Source organism: Sphingomonas pruni NBRC 15498, assembly GCF_001598455.1.
In the GTDB taxonomy this organism is placed as follows: domain Bacteria; phylum Pseudomonadota; class Alphaproteobacteria; order Sphingomonadales; family Sphingomonadaceae; genus Sphingomonas; species Sphingomonas pruni.
This window is the reverse complement of sequence record NZ_BCYZ01000043.1, coordinates 1-18,239: the sequence shown is the minus strand read 5'-3', so window position 1 is coordinate 18,239 and position 18,239 is coordinate 1. Positions and strand designations below refer to the sequence as shown.

The window sequence follows — 18,239 nt, the reverse complement described above, 5'->3', positions numbered from 1 at the left end:
AGGCGACGGGTAACCCAGCCGCCATTCAACCCAAGGTGAGAAGCAGCCGTTCGCACGCCGATTGCGGAAGGCGCGCGGACAAGGCGCGTGCTCGGGACAGATGCAGCGCTCGCTGGGCGGCGTCGGAGAGCGTCACCGCGATGTCGCGCTCTTGCGCGATCTCACAGCGCAGGCGGCGTTCGCAATCGAAGAATAACGGCGCGTCGCCGCGATCGAAGCCGGACATGCCGAGCACAACGCGCGGATCGCGGATCGGATGCATGTCGCATGCGGACTGTCGAAGAATGGCGCGCCCGGCAGGACTCGAACCTGCAACTCCAAGCTTAGAAGGCTCGTGCTCTATCCAGTTGAACTACGGGCGCCCGAATCCCGACTAGGGCGTTTGCGCGCGACCGGCAACGCCCTCAACGCGGATTGCGGGCGAACCGAACCTTGATCATAACGGCCGGCATGACCGAGGGGGAATCGACCGCGCCGCGCGCCGTGACGGCCAACACCGTCCACCATTTCCGTTATTACGACTTCGTCATGGCGGCGTTCGTCGCGATCCTGTTGCTGTCCAATGTGCTGGGCGCGGGCAAGGTGGCGCAGGTCTGGTTGCCAGGGATCGGCTATTGGCCGTTCGGTGCCGGGATCCTGTTCTTTCCGATCTCCTATGTGATCGGCGACGTCCTGACCGAGGTCTATGGTTATGCCCGCGCGCGCCGCGTGATCTGGGCTGGCTTCGGCGCGGTTCTGTTCATGGCGTTCATGAGCTGGGTCGTGGTCGCGTTGCCGCCCGCGCCCGACTGGACCAACCAAGGCGCATACGAGACGATCTTCGGCCAGGTGCCGCGGATTGTGCTCGCCAGCTGCGCCGCCTTTTGGGCGGGCGAGTTCGTCAATTCGTTCGTGCTCGCCAAGATGAAGATCATGACGCGCGGCAGGCATCTCTGGACCCGGACGATCGGCTCGACCATCGCGGGGGAGGGGGTCGACAGCCTGATCTTCTATCCGCTCGCCTTTCTCGGCGCGGAAGGGTGGACGACGCACCTCGTCATCACCGTGCTGTTCACCCAATGGTTCCTCAAAGTGGCGTGGGAAGTGCTGCTGACGCCGGTCACCTATATCGTCGTCGGCGCACTGAAGCGTGCCGAGGGAGTCGATGTGTTCGACGAAGGCACCGACTTTTCGCCCTTCAAGGCGAAGGTCTGACCCTCAGGCCGAGACCAGCTCCATCAGCCCCTCGAAAAGCCGGCGGCCGTCGTCGCCACCATGCGCTGCCTCGATCTTGCGTTCGGGGTGCGGCATCAGGCCGAGCACGTTGCCTGCGGCGTTGAGCACGCCGGCGATGTGGCGCGCCGATCCGTTGACATTGCCGGTGTAGCGGAAGGCGACGCGGCCTTCGCCTTCGAGCCGGTCGAGCGTCTCGGCATCGGCGGTGTAATTGCCGTCATGATGCGCGACCGGGATCAGGATCGTCTCACCCGCGGCATAGCGGCTGGTGAACACCGATTGCGCGTTGTCGACTGACAGTTCGACGTCGCGGCAGACGAAATTGAGGCCGGCATTGCGCATCAGCGCGCCAGGCAGCAGCCCCGCTTCGGTCAGCACCTGAAAGCCGTTGCATACGCCCAGCACCGGCACGCCGCGCTCGGCGGCGTCGATCACCGCGCGCATCACCGGCGACCGTGCCGCCATCGCGCCCGACCGCAGATAGTCGCCGTACGAAAACCCGCCCGGAAGCGCGATCAGATCGGTGCCGGCGGGGAGTTCGGTCTCGCCATGCCACACCATGTTGGGCTTGCGCCCCATGATCGACTCGATCGCCACCGCGAGGTCGCGATCGCAATTGGAGCCGGGGAAAACGACGACCGCGGCAGTCATCGCTCGATCCGGTAGTTTTCGATCACCGTATTGGCGATCAGCTTGCGGCACATGCCGTCGAGCTCTTCGTCGGTCACCGAGTCGGCGACATCGAGCTCGATCACCTTGCCGGCGCGCACGTCGTTGATGCCGCCAAATCCCAAGCTCTCGAGCGACTTGTGGATCGCCTTGCCTTGCGGGTCGAGCACTCCCGGCTTGAGGGTGACGACGATGCGAACCTTCATGGAGCGGCGCTTTCCTGGCTGAAACGGAGTCGGCGCCCCTATGGCCGCGCCTGCGGTTCGCCGCAAGTTTTACGCTTCGTTTACCCGCGAAGCGCAGCGTTTCACCCAGTGCGCGACTCGCTGGGGCGTCGCGCTTGCCTGATTAGGGGGTTCGGACATGGCCGGACTGGCAATGGTGATGTTCATCGCGCTGTTCACCTTCGGTGGACAGTATTTCGGCTGGACCGACCCCGGCGGGTGGATTCAGCTGTCGCTGGTGTCGTCGTTCATCTTCGGAATCATCTGCGGATTCCGGGTCAAGGATTAAGCGCGCAAGGGCCGACGCCGGCCTGCCGGTGCTTATTTGCCCCGGTTCTGGCGATGCGTTTCTAGGTCTAGCACCGCGCCGTCTGCGCCTTCGGGCAACAGACCCAGCCGCCGCGCGACTTCCTGATAGGCCTCGACTTCGCCGCCCAGGTCGCGGCGGAACCGGTCCTTGTCGAGCTTCTCGTTGGTTGCGATGTCCCACAACCGGCAACCATCGGGGCTGATCTCGTCCGCCAGGATGATGCGGCTATAGTCATTGTCCCAGATCCGCCCGAATTCGAGCTTGAAGTCGACCAGGCGGATGCCGATCGCCGCGAACAAGCCACACAGGAAATCGTTGGTGCGGATTGCCAGGTCGGCGATGTCGTGCATCTCTTCCTGGCTTGCCCAGCCGAATGCCGCGATATGCTCGTCGGTGATCATCGGATCGCCGAGCGCGTCGTCCTTGTAATAATATTCGATGATCGTGCGCGGCAGCTGAACGCCTTCCTCGATCCCCAACCGCTTCGACAGCGAGCCGGCGGCGACATTGCGCACCACCACTTCGATCGGCACGATCTCGACCTGGCGGATCAGTTGTTCGCGCATGTTCAGGCGGCGGATGAAGTGCGTCGGTACCCCGATCATCCCGAGCAAGGTGAAGATATGCTCGGAAATCCGGTTGTTGAGCACGCCCTTTCCGCTGATCGTGCCCTTTTTCTGCGCGTTGAACGCGGTCGCGTCGTCCTTGAAATACTGGATCAGCGTGCCCGGTTCGGGACCCTCATAGAGGATCTTCGCTTTGCCTTCGTAGATCTGGCGGCGGCGTGCCATATTCGGCGCATACCTTTGTAAAATGAGCGCCCCGGCAACGCGGAATGGCGCGCCGGGGCGGGAAGCGATGGCCTATACCGGAACGACTGCTCCGGTGCAATCAGCCCTCGGTCGGCGGAGCGGCGCGGCGTGCCAAAATGTAAGGCCACGATCAGCTCGTCAGCGGACGTGGCGGTATTCGCGTGAGGGATGGCAGGGGCCTGCCGGCGTGGGCCACCTATCGTTGCAGTTTATCGGTCGTCAGCGCGTCTTCATCATCGTGGTTGCCAGTTCGGTGCCCGCCTTGCGGTCCTTCGTCGCGTCGACAGCGGCGATCAGCGCACTACGCTGGCGCCGGACACTGGCCATGGCGACCGATCGGCAACGATCGTTGGGAAGGATGCCGGTCCGCGGTGCGGCATCGGCGACGGCGCATACCTGATCGATCGCCATGCGCAGCCGGCGGTCGAGGGCACGGCGGCCCGAAGTTGTCGAGAGATCGAGGTCAGCGGTCTTGACGCGCGCCGTCGGAGGAGCCGGCTTGTCGCGGGCAAATGCGGGGAGTGCGGCGACCAGTAGAGCCGTCATCAGCAAGGGCTTGAACATCACATTCTCCTGTCCGTCGCCGGGGGATGGCGACGAAGCCGATATGAAGCGGGGTGCGGCGCAGCTCCAATCGAACGTTGAGAACGAGCCATAAATATGTTTTATGTCTGCGATGGTTTCCATTCCGCCTCTAGGCGCCGTTCGCGTGTTCGAAGCCGCGGCGCGGCTCGGCAATTTCACGCGGGCTGCCGAAGAGCTGGGTACTACCCAGGCGGCGGTGAGTTATCAGATCAAGGTGATTGAGGAGCGGGTCGGCGCGCCGCTGTTCGCGCGCAAGGGGCGCGGGGTCGAACTGACCGAACTCGGCCAATTGATCGCGCCGCAAGTGACCAGCGCGTTCGAGAAGCTCGACGAGGCATTTCGCGCCGCGCGTAGCGATAACGAGGCGATGCTGACGGTCAGCGCGCCGTCGACCTTCGCGACCAATTGGCTGTCGTCGCGCATCGGCGCGTTTCAGCTTGCGCGGCCCGATCTGGCGGTGCGGCTTCGTGTGTCGGACGCGCTGACCGAGTTCGATCGCGGCGAGATCGACGTCGCGATCCGCGGCGCGCCCGCTCCGTGGCCGGGGCTGGAAGCGGACTTTTTGATGCGGATGCCATTCACGCCCCTCGCTAGCCCGACGCTTCTCGCTGCCCATCCGCCGGTCGAAACGATCGACGACTTGCTGGCGCTGCCTAGGCTGTCGCCGGGGGATGGCTGGTGGCGATTGTGGCTGGAAAGCGTGCTGGGGGAGCAGCGCGGCGTGCCGCCGGCGAGCGTCCAACTCGAATCGCAAGTGCTGCAGGGTCAGGCCGCGATCGCGGGGCACGGCGTCGCGGTCCTTAGCCCGCCCATGTGGCAGTTGGCGATCGACACCGGCCAGCTCGTCCAGCCGATCAAGCGCGTCGCTTATTGGCGTAACAGCTTCTGGCTGGTCTATCCGGCGCATCGCAAGCGGCAACGCAAGGTCGCCGCGTTCCGTACGTGGCTGCTCGCCGAACTCGCCGCGTCGCTCCATGACGACCCGTTCGGCGCGTTGGTTCGCCCGCCAGCCGTCTAACGATTAGCCCGTGAACGCGGCGGCGATCAGCCGCTTCGTGACCGTCCAGGCCTTGGTACCGGGCGTCACCAATTCGACATGGCCAGTATCCGGCACGGTGTGCAGGACTGCTTCCGTACCGGCTTTTTCGGCATAATCCGTCGCCAGTCGATAGGGGACGATGCGATCCTCACGGCCGTTGACCAGATCGTGGCGCACGTCGATCGGCAAGAGCGGCGGAATCGAGGTGTCGGCATAGACGTCGCGCCCGTCGCTGCCCGGGACGCCGACAAGTTCGCGGATGACGTCGATGCCGCAGCCATTGTCGGGGCTGGCTGCCACCGCTTCGAGATCGGGCAGCGCGCCGCAGGCGACGACATGCGAGATCGCCAGGGGGGTCGCGCACCAGAGCGGGCTGTCGGACGACAGTCGCCGCCGCGCCGCCAGCCACAATGCCAGATGGCCGCCCGCAGAATGGCCGGTGGCGACGACGCGGCGCAGGTCAAGCCCGTATTTGGGAGCATAGCCGCGCAACGCGTCGGCCGCTGCCGCGGCGTCGCGAAAGGTGCCGGGATAGCCGCCGCCGGGACGGTCGACGCCGCGATAATCCACGTTCCACACCGCGAAACCATCGCGGCGCAGATCCTCCGCCACCCAGTTCATAAGCGTGCGGTCGGCGATGCTTGTCGTCCAGCATCCGCCATGGACCATCAGCACGGTGGGGAAGGGGCCGGCACCGTCTGGCAACCACAAATCGACGCGTTGCCAGGGATCGTCGCCATAGGCGATCGCCGCCTGCGGCTCGGGGCGCGGGCGCGCGGTCAGGTCTGCCCAGGTCAGCGGCACAAAATCGTCGCTCATGTGAAGGGAAAAGACCGGCGGCGCTCGGAAGGCAAGAAGGAAGCGGATCCTGCCGTCCGAATGGCGCCGCCGGAGAGGCGCAAGTCTGGCAAAGGGGGCCGGGCGCGCTTGGGGGCACGCGTCCCGGCCCGGGGGCTGTCGCTCTTCACCGCAGCCCGGAGATGCGGACCTTGCGCCAAACGCGGCGCCATGGCGCATCGAATTGCGCCCGGTTAAGCGCTTCGAAACTGTCGCTGACCTTCGTGGCGATAGTGTTGCTCAGCTTATCGACATCCGCTGTCAGGCGGTGTTTGTTCGCGGCCCAGTCGCCGCTCAGGAAATCATCGCGCATTGCCGAGTCCTCCTTATTAAATCCGGCGTTGGTGACGATTTGGATATGCTCGCATCCGCACGGCCGCGCCAACAAATCGTTGGACATGATCGACAAGCCATGCTTATCAAGTCGCCATGCGCCGCCTGCCGCCCCTTGCCGCCGTTCGCGTATTCGAAGCCGCCGCGAGGCACGAGAATTTTACTGCGGCCGCGAATGAGCTCGGCATGACCCAGGCGGCGGTAAGCTATCAGGTCAAGTTGCTCGAGGAACGGCTCGGTGCGCCTTTGTTCCGCCGCGAAAAGCGGCGCGTGGTGCTAACCGATGCGGGCCGCAAGGCGGCTCCTCAGATCACCCGCGCCTTCGACGCGATGGACGCCGCATTCGGCGCAATCCGCGCCGACGACGCGGCGGTGCTGACCGTGTCGACCTCGAACACCTTCGCCAATACCTGGCTCGCGTGGCGGCTCGGCAGTTTCCAGATGAACCATCCGGAAATGGCGGTGCGCCTGCTGACCAGCGATGCGCTGGCTGACTTCGTCAGCGACGATGTCGATGTCGCCATCCGCGCCGGCCTGGGCGGATGGGACGGCTTGCACGAGGAACTGCTTGTGCGGATCGACTTCACGCCGATGTGCTCGCCCGGATTCCTGCGACGACACGGGCCGTTCACGGTCGAGGACATGCTGCGCATTCCGCAGATCAGCCCGCACGATCCGTGGTGGCCGTTCTGGCTGCGCGAGGCGGGAGTCGAAGTCCCGGAGGGCCCGCCACGCGTCGGCGTCCGCCTCGACAGCCAGGCGCATGAGGGCCATGCCGCGATGGCGGGGCAGGGAATGGCGATGCTGACGCCCTTTTTCTGGCGCAACGACTTGGCCGAAGGACGATTGGTGCGGCCGTTCGATCAGGTCTCGACCCGCGGTTATGCCTATTGGCTATGCTATCCCGAAGCGCGGCGCGGCGTCGCCAAGATCCGCCGTTTCCGGGAATGGCTGCTCGACGAACTCGCACGCGATATGCCGAGTCCGGTCTGACCGCGTCGCTCCGGGGTGCATGTCGCATTCCGCCAATACGGTCGGGACCGGGCGGCCTATCTCTCCGAGGGTCGAGAGCCGCTCTCCGCTCCCGGAGTGCGCTCTCGCCTTGCAGGGAGGATGGCATGGCCGATCTCGTGAAACCTGCGCTGGCGGCGGCGGTATCGATGCTGGGCCTGTCGCTGGGCGTAACCGATGCCGCGGCGCAAAAGCAGCCCGGCGTACCGACGGGCGAGACGCAAGGCGTCCTGATCGGGCTGGACAAGCCGGACAGCACCCAGATCAAGAGCGAGCAACTCAAGGTGCAGGCGCCGGCGAGTAATCAGTGGAAGTCGCCCTCGAGCACCCAGATCAAGGGCGAAGGCCCGGTCAGCACGCAGTTGAAGTCTCCGTCGAGCAATCAATGGAAAGCGCCGTCCAGCAACCAGATCAAATGGTAGTAATCTCCCCTCCCGCTTGCGGGAGGGGCTGGGGGAGGGCCTGTTCCTGGTCATCGATCGCTCGACACTCCCTCCCCTAACCCTCCCACAAGTGGGAGGGGGATTGCGATCCGCGGAACTCCCATCGGTCGTCAGTTTTTCGGTGCGCCAATCAGTGCGGTGTGCGCGACGCGGGCCGCCATGCGGCGATCCACACGCGCGCCGGGCACACCGATCGATCCTTCGCGCATGATCCGTTGCGTAACGTATTCCAGTTCGTCCGGTCGCGGCGCACGATCCTGGGCGATGCAAGCGGCAAGCACGGGGTAAAGCGGCGGAGCTTGCACGAACATTCAGCTGCTCAGGAGATCGTCGACGTCCCGGCGTTGCCGTTCGATCCACGCCACGCGCCAGGCGCGGCCTTCGACCCAGAAGGGAATGGCGGCCAGCAGCGCGAATACCAAGGTCATGCGCAGGAAGTCGCTGCGGGGCAGCATATTGGCCGCCCACAAGATGACGGGCACGACGACGATCGGAGGGCCCCAGGCGGGGTGGCGGATCAGCCGGAACGCGTGCCACAGGAACCAGCACAGCAGGATCGCAGCGGCGACGCTGCCGACGATCAGGCCTATCGATTCGGCGATCACCAGCAAGATCCGCATCCTATCCTCCTGATCGGAATTTATATCGTATTACGATACAAATCAAGGATGCCATCAGGCGATCGTGTCGAGCAATTGTTTCAGCGTCGGCCGCATCCGGACGATCTCGTCGCGATGCACCGCCGATAGGCGTTCGAGGATCTCGCGCGCCTTTGGCGTCAGTTCCAACAAGGCCTGGCGGCCGTCATGCGGCGATGGCCGGCGCGCGATCAGGCCCAGCGTTTCCAGCCGCAAGATGAGCCCCGACGCACTGTGCGGCTTCACGAACAGCCGTTCGGCGACATAGCCGATGCTGACCGGACGCGATGCCGCGCCGCGAATGGTCAGCAGCACCTGATGCTGTTGGGGCGTCAGGCCGAAATCGGCTGCCCGCTCTTCGCTGAACGCCTGGAACTGGCGCAAGGTACGGCGAAAATCGGCCAACGCGGCATATTCGGCGTCGGTCAATTCGTGGCCGCTCGGCATGTTTCGTCATCCTCGATTGAACTATGTCGCGCCGCGATATAGTTGCGCGGCGTTTCCCTACAAAAACAGGACGCCATGTCACTCCATTTCACGTCCGCCGACAAGGCGCGTCCGCTCGGCGATCACAGCGCGGATCTGCGCATGATCATGCTGACCGCCGCGGCTATCCCGGTCGGGATCGGCGCCGCGCTGGGCGCATGGCTGTTGATTCGTTTGATCGCGATTGCGACCAATCTGTTCTGGTTCGGCCGATTGTCGGCAAGCCCGACGGATATCACCAGCGCGCATCTCGGCCTGCTGACGGTGGCGATCCCCGCGATCGGTGGGTTGCTGATTGGGCTGATGGCACGGTTCGGGTCGGAGAAGATCAAGGGGCATGGCATCCCCGAAGCGATCGAGGCGATCCTTTATGGTGAAAGCCGATTGTCGCTGAAGGTCGCGTTGCTCAAACCATTGTCCTCGGCGATCTCGATCGGCAGCGGTGGTCCGTTCGGCGCCGAGGGGCCGATCATCATGACCGGCGGCGCGATCGGGTCGTTGTTCGCGCAGCGTTTCCGGCTGAGCGCGGCCGAACGCAAGACGCTCCTGGTGGCGGGCGCCGCTGCCGGCATGACCGGCATTTTCGGCACGCCCTTGGCGGCGATCCTGCTGGCGATCGAGGTGTTGTTGTTCGAGTGGAAACCGCGCAGCTTCGTGCCGGTGGTGACCGCGGTGCTGGTGTCGTTCGCCTGCCGTCCGATGCTGCTCGGTTCGGGCGCGCTCTTCCCGTTTCCGGCGGTGGCGCTCGACTGGTGGCAGGCGGCGTCCGGATCGCTCATTACCGGAATCCTGGCGGGGTTCGAGGCGGCGTTATTGTCGGTCGCGCTGTATAAGGTCGAGGATCTGTTCCACCGCCTGCCGGTGCATTGGTTCTGGTGGCCCGCGCTCGGCGGAATCGTCGTCGGGCTGGGCGGCCTGATCGACGCGCATGTCCTCGGTGCCGGCTATTCGAATATTCAGGCCTTGCTCGACGGATCGATGACCTTGCGCGTCGTGCTCGCCTTGCTCGTGGTGAAAGCGATCGTCTGGCTGATCGCGCTGGGATCCGGGACGTCGGGGGGCGTGCTCGCGCCGTTGTTGATCCTCGGCGGAGCGCTCGGGGTAGCGCTCGGCCAATTCCTGCCCGGACCGGCCGGCTTCTGGGCGATGGCGGGGATGGCCGGGATCATGAGCGGTGCGATGCGCGCGCCGCTGACCGGCGCCTTCTTCGCGGTCGAGGTGACCGGGCATTTCACCGATCTGCCGGCGATGACCGCGGCGTCGGTCGGGGCCTATGCGGTCAGCGTGCTGATCATGCGCCGCTCGATTCTGACCGAGAAGATCGCGCGCCGCGGGCGTCACATCCTGCAGGAATATACGGTCGATCCGCTCGATTTCCTCCAGGCCGAGCAGGTCATGACGCCCCAACCCGAGACGTTGCCGGGCGACATGCCGATCCGCGACGTCGTCGCTTTCTTCGCCGATCATGCGATGCACCGTTCGTACCCGGTGGTGGGGAAGGACGACCGGCTGCTCGGGTTGGTGTCGCGCTCCGACGCCTTGCGCTGGCAGGCCGAGCGCGGTCGGGACGATACGCCGCTCGCCGAGGAATTGTCCGACGCCTCGCAACCGATGGCCTATCGTCACTCGCCGATCGGAGAGGTCGCCGACCTGATGGTCGAAACCGGAATCGGCCGCGTCCCCATCGTCGATCCGGACACCGGCAAGGTCGTCGGCATCCTGTCACGCCACGATCTGCTCAAGGCACGTGGCGAGCGCCGGCGCGCGGAATTCGAGCGCGAGCGGGGCGGGGCGTCCGGCTGAGGCGTGGCGGGGTGATCCACACCTTCTTCGTTCCCGATATTTCCTCCCGGGCAAATAGGCTCTAACCGCTTTCGGATGGCATCAGAGACGACCGACCTCCCCGAGAATCCCGAAGTGGGCGTGCTCGACGCACCGTTCGATAGCGCGCTCAGCGAACGCTACCTGGTCTATGCGCTGTCGACGATCACTGCGCGGTCGTTGCCCGACGTCCGTGACGGGCTGAAGCCGGTGCATCGCCGCCTGCTCTGGGCGATGCGGACGCTCAAGATGGATCCCAACAGCGCCTACAAGAAGTCGGCGCGCGTGGTCGGCGACGTCATCGGCAAATATCATCCGCATGGCGATGCCTCGGTCTATGACGCGATGGTCCGCCTCGCGCAGGATTTCTCGCTGCGCTACCCGCTCGTCGACGGCCAGGGCAATTTCGGCAATATCGATGGCGATAACGCCGCAGCCTACCGTTACACCGAAGCGCGGCTGACTCAGGTAGCGACCGACCTGATGGACGGGCTCGACGAGGATGCCGTCGGCTATCGGCCGACCTATAATGGCGAGGACCAGGAACCCGAGCTGATGCCGGGCGCGTTCCCCAATCTGCTCGCCAATGGCGCGGCCGGGATCGCGGTTGGCATGGCGACAAGTATTCCGCCGCACAATGCCGCCGAGTTGCTCGATGCGTCGATCGCGCTGATCGACAATCCGAACGCCAACGTGCTCGATTACGTGAAGGGCCCCGATTTGCCGACCGGGGGCGCCATCGTCGACAGCCCGGCGGCGATCGCGGAAGCCTATGCGACCGGTCGCGGCTCGTTCCGCACGCGCGCCAAGATCGAGCGCGTCAACGAAAAGGGCGGCGGCTGGCACCTCGTCGTGACCGAAATCCCTTACGGCGTGTCCAAGGGCAAGTTGATCGAGGGCATCGCCGATCTGGTCAACGACAAGCGCCTGCCGATCCTGGCCGATGTGCGCGACGAATCCGCCGAGGATTTGCGGATCGTACTCGAGCCGCGCAGCCGCACGGTCGATTCTGATACGCTGACCGAAAGCCTGTATCGGCTGTCCGATCTCGAAACGCGCATCCCGCTCAACTTGAACGTGCTCGACGCGACGCGGACGCCGCGCGTGATGAGCCTCAAGGAAGCGCTGCAATCCTGGATCGACCACCAATTCATCGTGTTGCGCCGCCGCTCGCAGCACCGGCTCGACAAGATTGCCGATCGGCTCGAACTGCTCGACGGCTATATCATCGCCTATCTCAACCTCGACCGCGTGATCGAGATCATCCGCACCGAGGACGAACCCAAGCCGGTGATGATCGCCGAGTTCGAGCTAACCGACCGCCAGGCCGAAGCCATCCTCAACATGCGGTTGCGCAGCTTGCGCAAGCTCGAGGAAATGGAACTGCGCAAGGAGCGCGAGGGGCTCGAGAAAGAGAAGGGCGAACTCGAACTATTGTTGTCGAGCGACGCCCGCCAGCGCACGCGCCTGAAGCGCGATCTCGGCAAGGTGCGCGACCGCTATGGCCCCGAGACCGCGCTCGGCCGTCGCCGCACGTTGATCGAGGAAGCGGCGCCGGCGCGCGAGATCCCGCTGGAGGCGATGATCGAGCGCGAGCCGATCACCGTGATCCTGTCCCAGCGCGGCTGGATCCGGGCGATGAAGGGGCATGTCGAGCTCGCCTCCGCCGACGCGATGAAGTTCAAGGAAGGCGACGGTCCGCGCTTCGCGTTCCATGCGCAGACCACCGATAAGTTGCTGCTCGCCGCCGAAACGGGACGCTTCTACACGCTCGCCGCCGACAAGCTTCCCGGCGGGCGCGGCTTCGGCGAACCGGTGCGGCTGATGATCGACCTCGACGGCGAGGTCGGGATCGCGGCGTTGTTGCGCGCGAGCGAAGCCGAGAAATTGCTGGTCGCGGCGTCCGATGGACGCGGCTTCGTGCTCAAGGCGACCGACGCGATCGCCGAGACGCGCAAGGGCAAGGCGGTGGTGACGCCGCGCGCCGGCGCCAAGCTCAAGATCGTCCGGCCGATCGCCGGGGAGGACGATTATGTCGCGGCGATCGGCGACAACCGCAAGATGCTGGTCTTTCCCTTGTCGGAAGTCGCCGAACTGGCCAAGGGGCAGGGCGTGCAGTTGCAGCGCTATCGCGACGGCGGGCTGTCGGATGCGATCACCTTCAAATTCGCCGAAGGACTGAGTTGGGCGATGGGCGGCGAAAGTGGCCGGACGCGGACCGAAACCGACTTGCAGCCGTGGCGTACCGCGCGCGGTGCCGCCGGTCGAATGCCGCCGACCGGATTCCCACGCGACAATCGGTTCTGACAGCTATGCCCGCCGCATTGCGGGCAGCGTGCAAGTTACTGAAAGCCGGGGACGCTTCAGTGCGCCTTAACCAATCCGCCGTAAGCGGGTTGCGATGGCGCTCGGACTGTCTCGCGCGAAGGTCGCTAAAACCGTGCCCGCTGACTTGGCGGCGGCGGCATTGCGCCCCGATGAGATCGAACGGATCGCGACGTCCATTGAGCTGATCCCGGTGCCCCTGGCGCTGGTCGGCCAACCGAATGGCGACATTGTCGTCGGCGCCGTCAATCGTGCGTTCCGCGTCGCGGGGCTGGGCAATGTCGGGCGCGAATCCCCGTTGCTCGACGCGCTGGGCCAGCGCATCGGCGCTTTTCTCTCGGGCGAAACGGGGCAAGAAGATTTTGCCTGGGAATTCGGCGACGCGGTCGATTGCCGTCATTTCCGCGTCACCCTGGCGCGACGTTCGCCAGCCTCGTCTTATTGCTTCGTCACCCTGGTCGACCATACCGGCGAATTACGGACCGCGCGCAATCTGCGCCGCGAGATGATCACCGACAGCCTGACCGGCCTGCCCAATCGCAGCGGCTTCAGCGAATCGCTCGAGGAACGGATCGCTGAAGGCAGCGGCGCGCGCTATGCGGTGTTGATCATCGATCTCGACCGGTTCAGCCGGGTCAACGCCTGCCTGGGATCGATGGCCGGCGACGAATTGCTCATCACGCTGGCGCGCCGCCTCAAGGGCGCGTTGCGGGCGTCGGACATGCTGGCGCGAACCGGCGGCGACGAATTTGGTATCCTGCTCGCGCTCGAAGAGAGCGAAGCCGAGGCGGAACAGGTCGTCCGTCGGATCCAGGACACACTGGCAACGCCATTCCGCATGTCGGATTTCGAGATCCGCGTGTCCTGCTCGATCGGCATTGCCTTCGGATCGGACGCCGTGGAGGATTCCGAAGACCTGATCCGCCACGCTCATTTTGCGGTCAAACGCTCCAAGACTTCCGGCCAGGCCGAATATTATCAGACCCAGGCGCTCGACATCGCGCGTGAGCAATTCGGGATCGAAACGGAGCTGCGGCGCGCGATCGAGAATGGCGCGATGCGGCTGACCTATCATCCGATCTGCGACCTCGCGACCGGACGGGTCGTAGCGTTCGAATCGCTCGCCCGCTGGACCGATGAGCATGGTCACGAACATTCGCCGGCGGATTTCATTCCGGTCGCCGAGGAATCGGGGCTGATCGTTCCGCTCGGTCGCTGGGCGATCGACGAGGCCGCGCGGACACTGCGGTCCTGGGATATTCGCGCCGGCGGCGACAGTGACGTGCGCGTCGCGGTCAATTTGTCCGCAATCCAGCTGCAGCGCGACGACATCGCACCGGTCGTCGAAGGCGCGCTGCAGCGCAATCGGCTGGCCGGCAGCCGCTTCACGCTCGAACTGACCGAAAGCGCGCTGATTTCCGATCCGGAGCGTGTCGCCGAGACCATGCATCAGCTCAAGAGCCTGGGCGCGACCCTGGCGATGGACGATTTCGGCACGGGCTATTCGAACCTGGCCTATCTCCAGAAACTGCCGATCGACGTGCTCAAGATGGACCGCAGTTTCGTCACCGGAATGCTCGCCGACCGCGACAAGGTGGCGATCGTCCGCGCGATCCTCAGCCTGGCCCAGGCGCTTGGCAAGGAAACCACCGCGGAAGGGATCGAAACCAACGAACTGGCCCAGACCTTGGCGGCCTTGGGTTGCACCTATGGCCAGGGATTCGTCTACGCCAAGCCGCTCGAAGCCGACGAAGCCTACGACTATCTCATCGCGTCCAGGGCGTGAGAGTCTGTTTGAAAACGCGCTGGTGCGGCCTCAAAACTCGCTCTTTCGCGAGTTTTCAAACAGACTCTGAGCGACCTCTTCATCGGTGATCGTCGCGACGCGCGCGACGTCGGGGAATTGCTCTGCGATCCAACGATCCTCGATAGCCCGCAAAGTCTTCGCCACATCGGGTCCGGCTTTCAGCCCCTTGGCGACCAGTTGGCCGCCCGACATTGGCAGCTTCGGACGCGGCCAGTCGCTTATCGCGGCGGCATCGCCGCCCGACAGCAACAGCCGGTCGATGGCGAGCTCGGTGCCTAACCGATAGGCCAGCGCGTGCGGGTCGGCATCGACCGGTAGCGTCGCGCTTTCCAGCCGTTGGCGTTGCTTGTTGGAGAGCTTCAGCCGCGCGCCGACGCTCGCCGCGACGACAGGATCGGCGGGCAACAACGCGGCTAGCCGGCGGATCGGATCGGGCGCGATCCCCGCATCGGCTTCTCGTCTCGCCAGATCGGCGAGATGCACGACATCGGCGATTTCGGGCAAGACGGGAACCAATACGCCGCGCGCGATCATCAGCGCGACGATTTCGACCGCGCGCGGCGCCACGAGCAGGCGCAGCAATTCGTTGGCGATGCGTTCGCGCGAAAGCGCCATCAGGTCGTTGGCGCGCTCGGTACAGGCCTGCAACCCGTCCGGGTCGGCAATGTCGCCGAACCGCGCGAGGAAGCGAAAGAAGCGCAGGATGCGCAGATGATCCTCGGCGATGCGGCGATAAGGGTCGCCGATGAAGCGAACGTGGCGCGCTTCGAGATCGGCGATGCCGCCGAAATAATCGTGGATCTCGCCGGTCTGCGGATCGGCATAGAGCGCATTGATCGTGAAATCGCGGCGTGCCGCATCCTCGCGCCAATCGTCGGTAAACGCCACCGTCGCGCGCCGGCCGTCGGTAGTGACGTCGCGGCGCAAGGTAGTGACCTCATACACCTCGTCGCTCGACACCGCGGTGATGGTGCCATGGTCGATACCGGTCGGAACCGCCTTGATGCCGGCCGCTTCGAGCAGATCGATCACCGCCCGAGGATCGTGAGGCGTTGCGATGTCGATGTCCGACGTTTCGATTCCCAACAGGGTGTCGCGCACCGCTCCGCCGACAATCCGCGCATTCCCGGCGCCCAACACGGACACCAGCCGGGCCAGGCCGTGACGATTTCGCCAGTCCGCGGGCGGAAGGAAGGTCATGCCGCCCATCGCAACCGCCGTGACAGATTGACCAGCATGGCCGCCGTCGCTCCCCAGATGCGGCGTTCGCCCCAGCGGATTTCGTAGAAATAGCGCGTTCGGCCCTGCCACTCGGCGCTGGCGCGAAGCTGGTTGGCGGGATCGAGCACGAAGGCGAGCGGGACCTCGAACACGTCGGCGACTTCGGCCTCGTTGGGACGATAATCGAGATCGGGCGGGATCACACCGACCACCGGAATCACTTCGAAGCCGGTGACCGTCACGTAACGGTCCGCCTCGCCGATCAAGGTGACGGCGGCGCGGGGCAGGGCGATTTCCTCCTCCGCCTCGCGCAACGCCGCGGCGGCCGCGTCGACATCGCCAGGATCGATCCGGCCCCCGGGGAAGGCAACCTGACCGGCATGGCGGCGCAGGCTTTCGGTGCGCTGGGTCAGGATCAGCCCAGGCTCGGACCGGTCGGTCACCGCAACCAGCACGGCCGCCGGCATGCGTACGCCATTGGTCGCGACGCCGGGATGATCGCCAGGGAGCAATTCGGGTTCATGGACATGGTCGAGCGCAACGCGCAGCCGCTCGGCGAGCGTCGTCATGCGCTGGCCTCCAGCGCGAAGAAGGCGCCATTGCTCCACACGCCCGGCGGATCGTCGTCGCCAGACAACGCGCGCTCGGCGATATCGTAATAGACCGATCGTGCGACCAGCGCCTCCAACCCGCCGCGAACGTGGAGATAAGGGCGTGGTCCGTCCTCGCCTTGCTCGAATCGCAGGGCGTGATCCGCATCGGCGGCGACCAGTTCGCCGGTATTGAGGCGAAAGGCGAGCGCGGCGTCGCGGCCTTCGCCTTCGGCCTTCATCTCGACCGCGACGAACGGCGCATCCTCGACCTCGATATCGAGCTTCTCGACCGGCGTGACCAGCACGTAACCGCCATCGGGTTCGCGGCGCAGAATGGTCGCGAACAAGCGTACCATTTCCTGCCGGCCGATCGGCGAGCCCATGTGGAACCACGTCCCGTCGCGCGCGATCCGCATGTCGCTATTGCCGCAATGGCTGGGATTCCATTGCTCGACCGGAGGCAGGCGCTTCTCGGCGACGAGCCGCGCGACGTCGGCAAGCGACAGGCTGGCGAGATCGGGAAGCGGGGCCATCGGCATGCAAATGATCGCTAGGCCAGGCGGTGGCGGGCCGCAACCTTCAGCGGCAGCCGACTCATGACTCGCGCCCGGTCGTCACCACATTCGGACGGGGAGCGGCAATAGCCGCTCCCGCTGCGTCAGACCACGGCGCCGACGCGCGGCCCCAATTCTCCCGCGATCGCGGGCACGTTTGGCCCGCGTGCGAGCAGTCTATGCGCTTCCACCGGCCCCGGCAGGCGCCACCCGGCGGTCGCTGCGGCCGAAAATCCCCAGAAGCGGCCATAATATTCCGGATCGCCGATCAGCATCATCGCACTGTCGAGATCGAGTTCGAGTGCGGCATCGAGCGCCTGGTGGACCAGTTCCTTGCCCAGCCCGCCGCGTTGACGCGAGGGTTCCACCGCGACCGGCCCGACCAGGACGAGCGGGTGAAGACTGCCGTCGTCGCCACGGAGCGCGATCGGCCAGCATTGGATCGTGCCGACGAGCGCGCCGTCCTCGATCGCCGCGAAGCTGAGCTCGGCAATTGGATCCATGCCCTCGCGCAGGCGATAGGCAGTCCGGCCGTGACGGTCTCGGCCGAACGCGCGGTCCAGCAGCGCCTCGACGGCGGCGGGATCGACGGCGTTGATCGGCACGAAATCGGTCACTTGGCGGAATCTCCTCGAACGCACGGGCACCACGCCCGGGGGCGGGCGCTTTATCGGCATCCCGGCTGAATACAAGACGAATGCGCGGGCCGCGGCACCGCAAGGGGTTGATCGCCGGCGTCGGGAAGGGCAGGGGCGCGCTCCAATGTTGCGTTCGGCGGTGCTGTGCCGGCGCCGCCGCAACCGTTTCAGCTTGCTGAAACCAAGTTAAATGGATCCGCGACTTGGAAGACCGCCTGCAACTGGAAGTGCACGATATCGAGGTAATGGTGCTGACCGGCATCTATTCCGAGGAAACGCATCTTCCCCAGCCGTTGCGCATCTCGATCACGGTCGATCTCGACCTGCCGGGCCGATTCGCTCCCGAATCGCCGCTTTCCCTGTCGAAAAATTATCTCGATTTGAAACACGCCGCGACCAGATCGCTGCCCGACGGCGTTCACTTCACGCTGATAGAAGGCGTCGCCGATCACATCTGCGAAACATTGTTCCTCCAGGACAAGCGCGTCGCCCGCGTCGCGGTGAAGATCGTCAAGCTGGCGATTTCCGAAGGCGGCGAATCGATCGGGATCACCTTGGTCCGCCACCGCCGCTAGCGCACCGCGCGGAAAAGTGGGTACCGGTTTTCCGCAAAAAGCGGTGCGATCAAAAATGGTTAGGGCGGAGCGCCTGATTCAGAAATCAGGCACTTCGCTCTAA

The 18,239-nt window shown here is 65.1% G+C and carries 23 protein-coding genes and 1 tRNA gene; 9 read left to right on the top strand and 15 right to left on the bottom strand.

All coding sequences use genetic code 11. The annotated features are described in order from the left end of the window. Nucleotides 1-25 precede the first annotated feature (25 nt). Together SPR01S_RS13330 and SPR01S_RS13325 are read right to left on the bottom strand one after the other, a co-directional pair. Entirely contained in the window at nucleotides 26-262 is a 237-nt protein-coding gene (locus SPR01S_RS13330; RefSeq protein ID WP_066590335.1) for a hypothetical protein, read from the bottom strand. 23 nt (nucleotides 263-285) lie between these two features. Continuing rightward, a tRNA-Arg gene (locus SPR01S_RS13325) sits at nucleotides 286-362 on the bottom strand. Nucleotides 363-450: 88 nt separating this feature from the next. Here SPR01S_RS13325 and SPR01S_RS13320 point away from each other — a divergent pair. Continuing rightward, a complete protein-coding gene (locus SPR01S_RS13320) occupies nucleotides 451-1,194 on the top strand; it encodes a queuosine precursor transporter (protein WP_066590334.1) in 744 nt (247 codons plus the stop codon). A gap of 3 nt (nucleotides 1,195-1,197) precedes the next feature. On the opposite strand, the gene purQ is transcribed toward SPR01S_RS13320, so the two are convergent. Both purQ and purS read right to left on the bottom strand, forming a co-directional pair. Continuing rightward, nucleotides 1,198-1,866 carry a phosphoribosylformylglycinamidine synthase subunit PurQ gene (gene purQ / locus SPR01S_RS13315; protein ID WP_066590333.1) on the bottom strand — a complete coding sequence of 223 codons (669 nt, stop codon included), beginning with the start codon at nucleotides 1,864-1,866 and terminating at the stop codon, nucleotides 1,198-1,200. After that, nucleotides 1,863-2,090, bottom strand: a complete 228-nt coding sequence (gene purS / locus SPR01S_RS13310) for a phosphoribosylformylglycinamidine synthase subunit PurS (protein ID WP_066590332.1) — start codon at nucleotides 2,088-2,090, stop codon at nucleotides 1,863-1,865. The genes purQ and purS overlap by 4 nt, the downstream gene beginning before the upstream one ends. A 157-nt stretch (nucleotides 2,091-2,247) precedes the next feature. Between purS and SPR01S_RS21845 the strand changes: the two genes are divergently transcribed. Beyond that, nucleotides 2,248-2,397 carry a hypothetical protein gene (locus SPR01S_RS21845; protein ID WP_169803435.1) on the top strand — a complete coding sequence of 50 codons (150 nt, stop codon included), beginning with the start codon at nucleotides 2,248-2,250 and terminating at the stop codon, nucleotides 2,395-2,397. A 32-nt stretch (nucleotides 2,398-2,429) separates the two neighbouring features. Here SPR01S_RS21845 and purC read toward each other — a convergent pair whose 3' ends face one another. Next, nucleotides 2,430-3,209, bottom strand: a complete 780-nt coding sequence (gene purC / locus SPR01S_RS13305) for a phosphoribosylaminoimidazolesuccinocarboxamide synthase (RefSeq protein WP_066590331.1) — start codon at nucleotides 3,207-3,209, stop codon at nucleotides 2,430-2,432. Nucleotides 3,210-3,449: 240 nt separating this feature from the next. Further along, nucleotides 3,450-3,794 carry a UrcA family protein gene (locus SPR01S_RS13300; RefSeq protein ID WP_169803434.1) on the bottom strand — a complete coding sequence of 115 codons (345 nt, stop codon included), beginning with the start codon at nucleotides 3,792-3,794 and terminating at the stop codon, nucleotides 3,450-3,452. 145 nt (nucleotides 3,795-3,939) lie between these two features. On the opposite strand from SPR01S_RS13300, the gene SPR01S_RS13295 reads away from it, so the two are divergent. Further along, nucleotides 3,940-4,833, top strand: coding sequence for a LysR substrate-binding domain-containing protein (locus SPR01S_RS13295; protein WP_066590329.1), 894 nt, complete (start codon nucleotides 3,940-3,942; stop codon nucleotides 4,831-4,833). Nucleotides 4,834-4,836: 3 nt separating this feature from the next. On the opposite strand, the gene SPR01S_RS13290 is transcribed toward SPR01S_RS13295, so the two are convergent. Both SPR01S_RS13290 and SPR01S_RS13285 read right to left on the bottom strand, forming a co-directional pair. Next, nucleotides 4,837-5,673, bottom strand: coding sequence for an alpha/beta hydrolase (locus SPR01S_RS13290; protein WP_066590328.1), 837 nt, complete (start codon nucleotides 5,671-5,673; stop codon nucleotides 4,837-4,839). Between the two features lie 145 nt (nucleotides 5,674-5,818). Beyond that, nucleotides 5,819-6,091: a hypothetical protein gene (locus SPR01S_RS13285; protein ID WP_157082248.1), complete on the bottom strand. Its 273-nt coding sequence runs from the start codon at nucleotides 6,089-6,091 to the stop codon at nucleotides 5,819-5,821. A 29-nt stretch (nucleotides 6,092-6,120) separates the two neighbouring features. Here SPR01S_RS13285 and gcvA point away from each other — a divergent pair, with 29 nt between their 5' ends. Together gcvA and SPR01S_RS13275 are read left to right on the top strand one after the other, a co-directional pair. Then, nucleotides 6,121-7,017: a transcriptional regulator GcvA gene (gene gcvA / locus SPR01S_RS13280; RefSeq protein ID WP_066590326.1), complete on the top strand. Its 897-nt coding sequence runs from the start codon at nucleotides 6,121-6,123 to the stop codon at nucleotides 7,015-7,017. A gap of 125 nt (nucleotides 7,018-7,142) precedes the next feature. Beyond that, nucleotides 7,143-7,457, top strand: coding sequence for a hypothetical protein (locus SPR01S_RS13275; RefSeq protein WP_066590325.1), 315 nt, complete (start codon nucleotides 7,143-7,145; stop codon nucleotides 7,455-7,457). A gap of 131 nt (nucleotides 7,458-7,588) precedes the next feature. On the opposite strand, the gene SPR01S_RS13270 is transcribed toward SPR01S_RS13275, so the two are convergent. The 3 genes from SPR01S_RS13270 to SPR01S_RS13260 are packed head-to-tail and all read right to left on the bottom strand — an operon-like array spanning nucleotide 7,589 to nucleotide 8,563. Continuing rightward, nucleotides 7,589-7,789 carry a hypothetical protein gene (locus SPR01S_RS13270; protein ID WP_066590324.1) on the bottom strand — a complete coding sequence of 67 codons (201 nt, stop codon included), beginning with the start codon at nucleotides 7,787-7,789 and terminating at the stop codon, nucleotides 7,589-7,591. Then, complete coding sequence (locus SPR01S_RS13265) at nucleotides 7,790-8,098, bottom strand: hypothetical protein (RefSeq protein WP_066590323.1); 309 nt, start codon at nucleotides 8,096-8,098, stop codon at nucleotides 7,790-7,792. 54 nt (nucleotides 8,099-8,152) lie between these two features. Then, nucleotides 8,153-8,563, bottom strand: a complete 411-nt coding sequence (locus SPR01S_RS13260; protein ID WP_066590322.1) for a MarR family winged helix-turn-helix transcriptional regulator — start codon at nucleotides 8,561-8,563, stop codon at nucleotides 8,153-8,155. Between the two features lie 75 nt (nucleotides 8,564-8,638). Here SPR01S_RS13260 and SPR01S_RS13255 point away from each other — a divergent pair, with 75 nt between their 5' ends. From SPR01S_RS13255 to SPR01S_RS13245, 3 genes are all read left to right on the top strand, one after another. After that, on the top strand, nucleotides 8,639-10,405 hold the full coding sequence (locus tag SPR01S_RS13255; protein WP_066590321.1) for a chloride channel protein: 1,767 nt from the start codon (nucleotides 8,639-8,641) through the stop codon (nucleotides 10,403-10,405). Between the two features lie 75 nt (nucleotides 10,406-10,480). Next, entirely contained in the window at nucleotides 10,481-12,730 is a 2,250-nt protein-coding gene (parC, locus tag SPR01S_RS13250; RefSeq protein WP_066590320.1) for a DNA topoisomerase IV subunit A, read from the top strand. 133 nt (nucleotides 12,731-12,863) lie between these two features. After that, nucleotides 12,864-14,534 carry a putative bifunctional diguanylate cyclase/phosphodiesterase gene (locus tag SPR01S_RS13245; protein WP_439646736.1) on the top strand — a complete coding sequence of 557 codons (1,671 nt, stop codon included), beginning with the start codon at nucleotides 12,864-12,866 and terminating at the stop codon, nucleotides 14,532-14,534. 30 nt (nucleotides 14,535-14,564) lie between these two features. On the opposite strand, the gene SPR01S_RS13240 is transcribed toward SPR01S_RS13245, so the two are convergent. The 4 genes from SPR01S_RS13240 to SPR01S_RS13225 form a co-directional block, all read right to left on the bottom strand. Beyond that, on the bottom strand, nucleotides 14,565-15,755 hold the full coding sequence (locus tag SPR01S_RS13240) for a CCA tRNA nucleotidyltransferase (RefSeq protein WP_439646735.1): 1,191 nt from the start codon (nucleotides 15,753-15,755) through the stop codon (nucleotides 14,565-14,567). Then, nucleotides 15,752-16,345, bottom strand: coding sequence for a CoA pyrophosphatase (locus SPR01S_RS13235; protein WP_066590318.1), 594 nt, complete (start codon nucleotides 16,343-16,345; stop codon nucleotides 15,752-15,754). The genes SPR01S_RS13240 and SPR01S_RS13235 overlap by 4 nt, the downstream gene beginning before the upstream one ends. Then, nucleotides 16,342-16,908 (bottom strand): DUF1285 domain-containing protein, encoded by a 567-nt coding sequence (locus SPR01S_RS13230; protein ID WP_066590317.1) that lies wholly within the window; start codon nucleotides 16,906-16,908, stop codon nucleotides 16,342-16,344. The genes SPR01S_RS13235 and SPR01S_RS13230 overlap by 4 nt, the downstream gene beginning before the upstream one ends. A gap of 119 nt (nucleotides 16,909-17,027) precedes the next feature. After that, entirely contained in the window at nucleotides 17,028-17,540 is a 513-nt protein-coding gene (locus SPR01S_RS13225) for a GNAT family N-acetyltransferase (protein ID WP_066590316.1), read from the bottom strand. A gap of 224 nt (nucleotides 17,541-17,764) precedes the next feature. Here SPR01S_RS13225 and SPR01S_RS13220 point away from each other — a divergent pair, with 224 nt between their 5' ends. Further along, the gene (locus tag SPR01S_RS13220) at nucleotides 17,765-18,136 is read left to right on the top strand and encodes a dihydroneopterin aldolase (RefSeq protein WP_066590315.1); all 372 of its coding nucleotides are present in this window, start codon (nucleotides 17,765-17,767) and stop codon (nucleotides 18,134-18,136) included. The last annotated feature ends 103 nt before the right edge of the window (nucleotides 18,137-18,239 follow it).

Bases quoted from the DNA above. Each gene is read 5' to 3' on its own strand.
- SPR01S_RS13330 (WP_066590335.1), bottom strand. From the start codon at position 262: ATGCATCCGATCCGCGATCCGCGCGTTGTGCTCGGCATGTCCGGCTTC.
- SPR01S_RS13320 (WP_066590334.1), top strand. From the start codon at position 451: ATGACCGAGGGGGAATCGACCGCGCCGCGCGCCGTGACGGCCAACACC.
- purQ (WP_066590333.1), bottom strand. From the start codon at position 1,866: ATGACTGCCGCGGTCGTCGTTTTCCCCGGCTCCAATTGCGATCGCGAC.
- purS (WP_066590332.1), bottom strand. From the start codon at position 2,090: ATGAAGGTTCGCATCGTCGTCACCCTCAAGCCGGGAGTGCTCGACCCG.
- SPR01S_RS21845 (WP_169803435.1), top strand. From the start codon at position 2,248: ATGGCCGGACTGGCAATGGTGATGTTCATCGCGCTGTTCACCTTCGGT.
- purC (WP_066590331.1), bottom strand. From the start codon at position 3,209: ATGGCACGCCGCCGCCAGATCTACGAAGGCAAAGCGAAGATCCTCTAT.
- SPR01S_RS13300 (WP_169803434.1), bottom strand. From the start codon at position 3,794: ATGTTCAAGCCCTTGCTGATGACGGCTCTACTGGTCGCCGCACTCCCC.
- SPR01S_RS13290 (WP_066590328.1), bottom strand. From the start codon at position 5,673: ATGAGCGACGATTTTGTGCCGCTGACCTGGGCAGACCTGACCGCGCGC.
- SPR01S_RS13285 (WP_157082248.1), bottom strand. From the start codon at position 6,091: ATGTCCAACGATTTGTTGGCGCGGCCGTGCGGATGCGAGCATATCCAA.
- gcvA (WP_066590326.1), top strand. From the start codon at position 6,121: ATGCGCCGCCTGCCGCCCCTTGCCGCCGTTCGCGTATTCGAAGCCGCC.
- SPR01S_RS13275 (WP_066590325.1), top strand. From the start codon at position 7,143: ATGGCCGATCTCGTGAAACCTGCGCTGGCGGCGGCGGTATCGATGCTG.
- SPR01S_RS13270 (WP_066590324.1), bottom strand. From the start codon at position 7,789: ATGTTCGTGCAAGCTCCGCCGCTTTACCCCGTGCTTGCCGCTTGCATC.
- SPR01S_RS13265 (WP_066590323.1), bottom strand. From the start codon at position 8,098: ATGCGGATCTTGCTGGTGATCGCCGAATCGATAGGCCTGATCGTCGGC.
- SPR01S_RS13260 (WP_066590322.1), bottom strand. From the start codon at position 8,563: ATGCCGAGCGGCCACGAATTGACCGACGCCGAATATGCCGCGTTGGCC.
- SPR01S_RS13255 (WP_066590321.1), top strand. From the start codon at position 8,639: ATGTCACTCCATTTCACGTCCGCCGACAAGGCGCGTCCGCTCGGCGAT.
- parC (WP_066590320.1), top strand. From the start codon at position 10,481: ATGGCATCAGAGACGACCGACCTCCCCGAGAATCCCGAAGTGGGCGTG.
- SPR01S_RS13240 (WP_439646735.1), bottom strand. From the start codon at position 15,755: ATGACCTTCCTTCCGCCCGCGGACTGGCGAAATCGTCACGGCCTGGCC.
- SPR01S_RS13235 (WP_066590318.1), bottom strand. From the start codon at position 16,345: ATGACGACGCTCGCCGAGCGGCTGCGCGTTGCGCTCGACCATGTCCAT.
- SPR01S_RS13230 (WP_066590317.1), bottom strand. From the start codon at position 16,908: ATGCCGATGGCCCCGCTTCCCGATCTCGCCAGCCTGTCGCTTGCCGAC.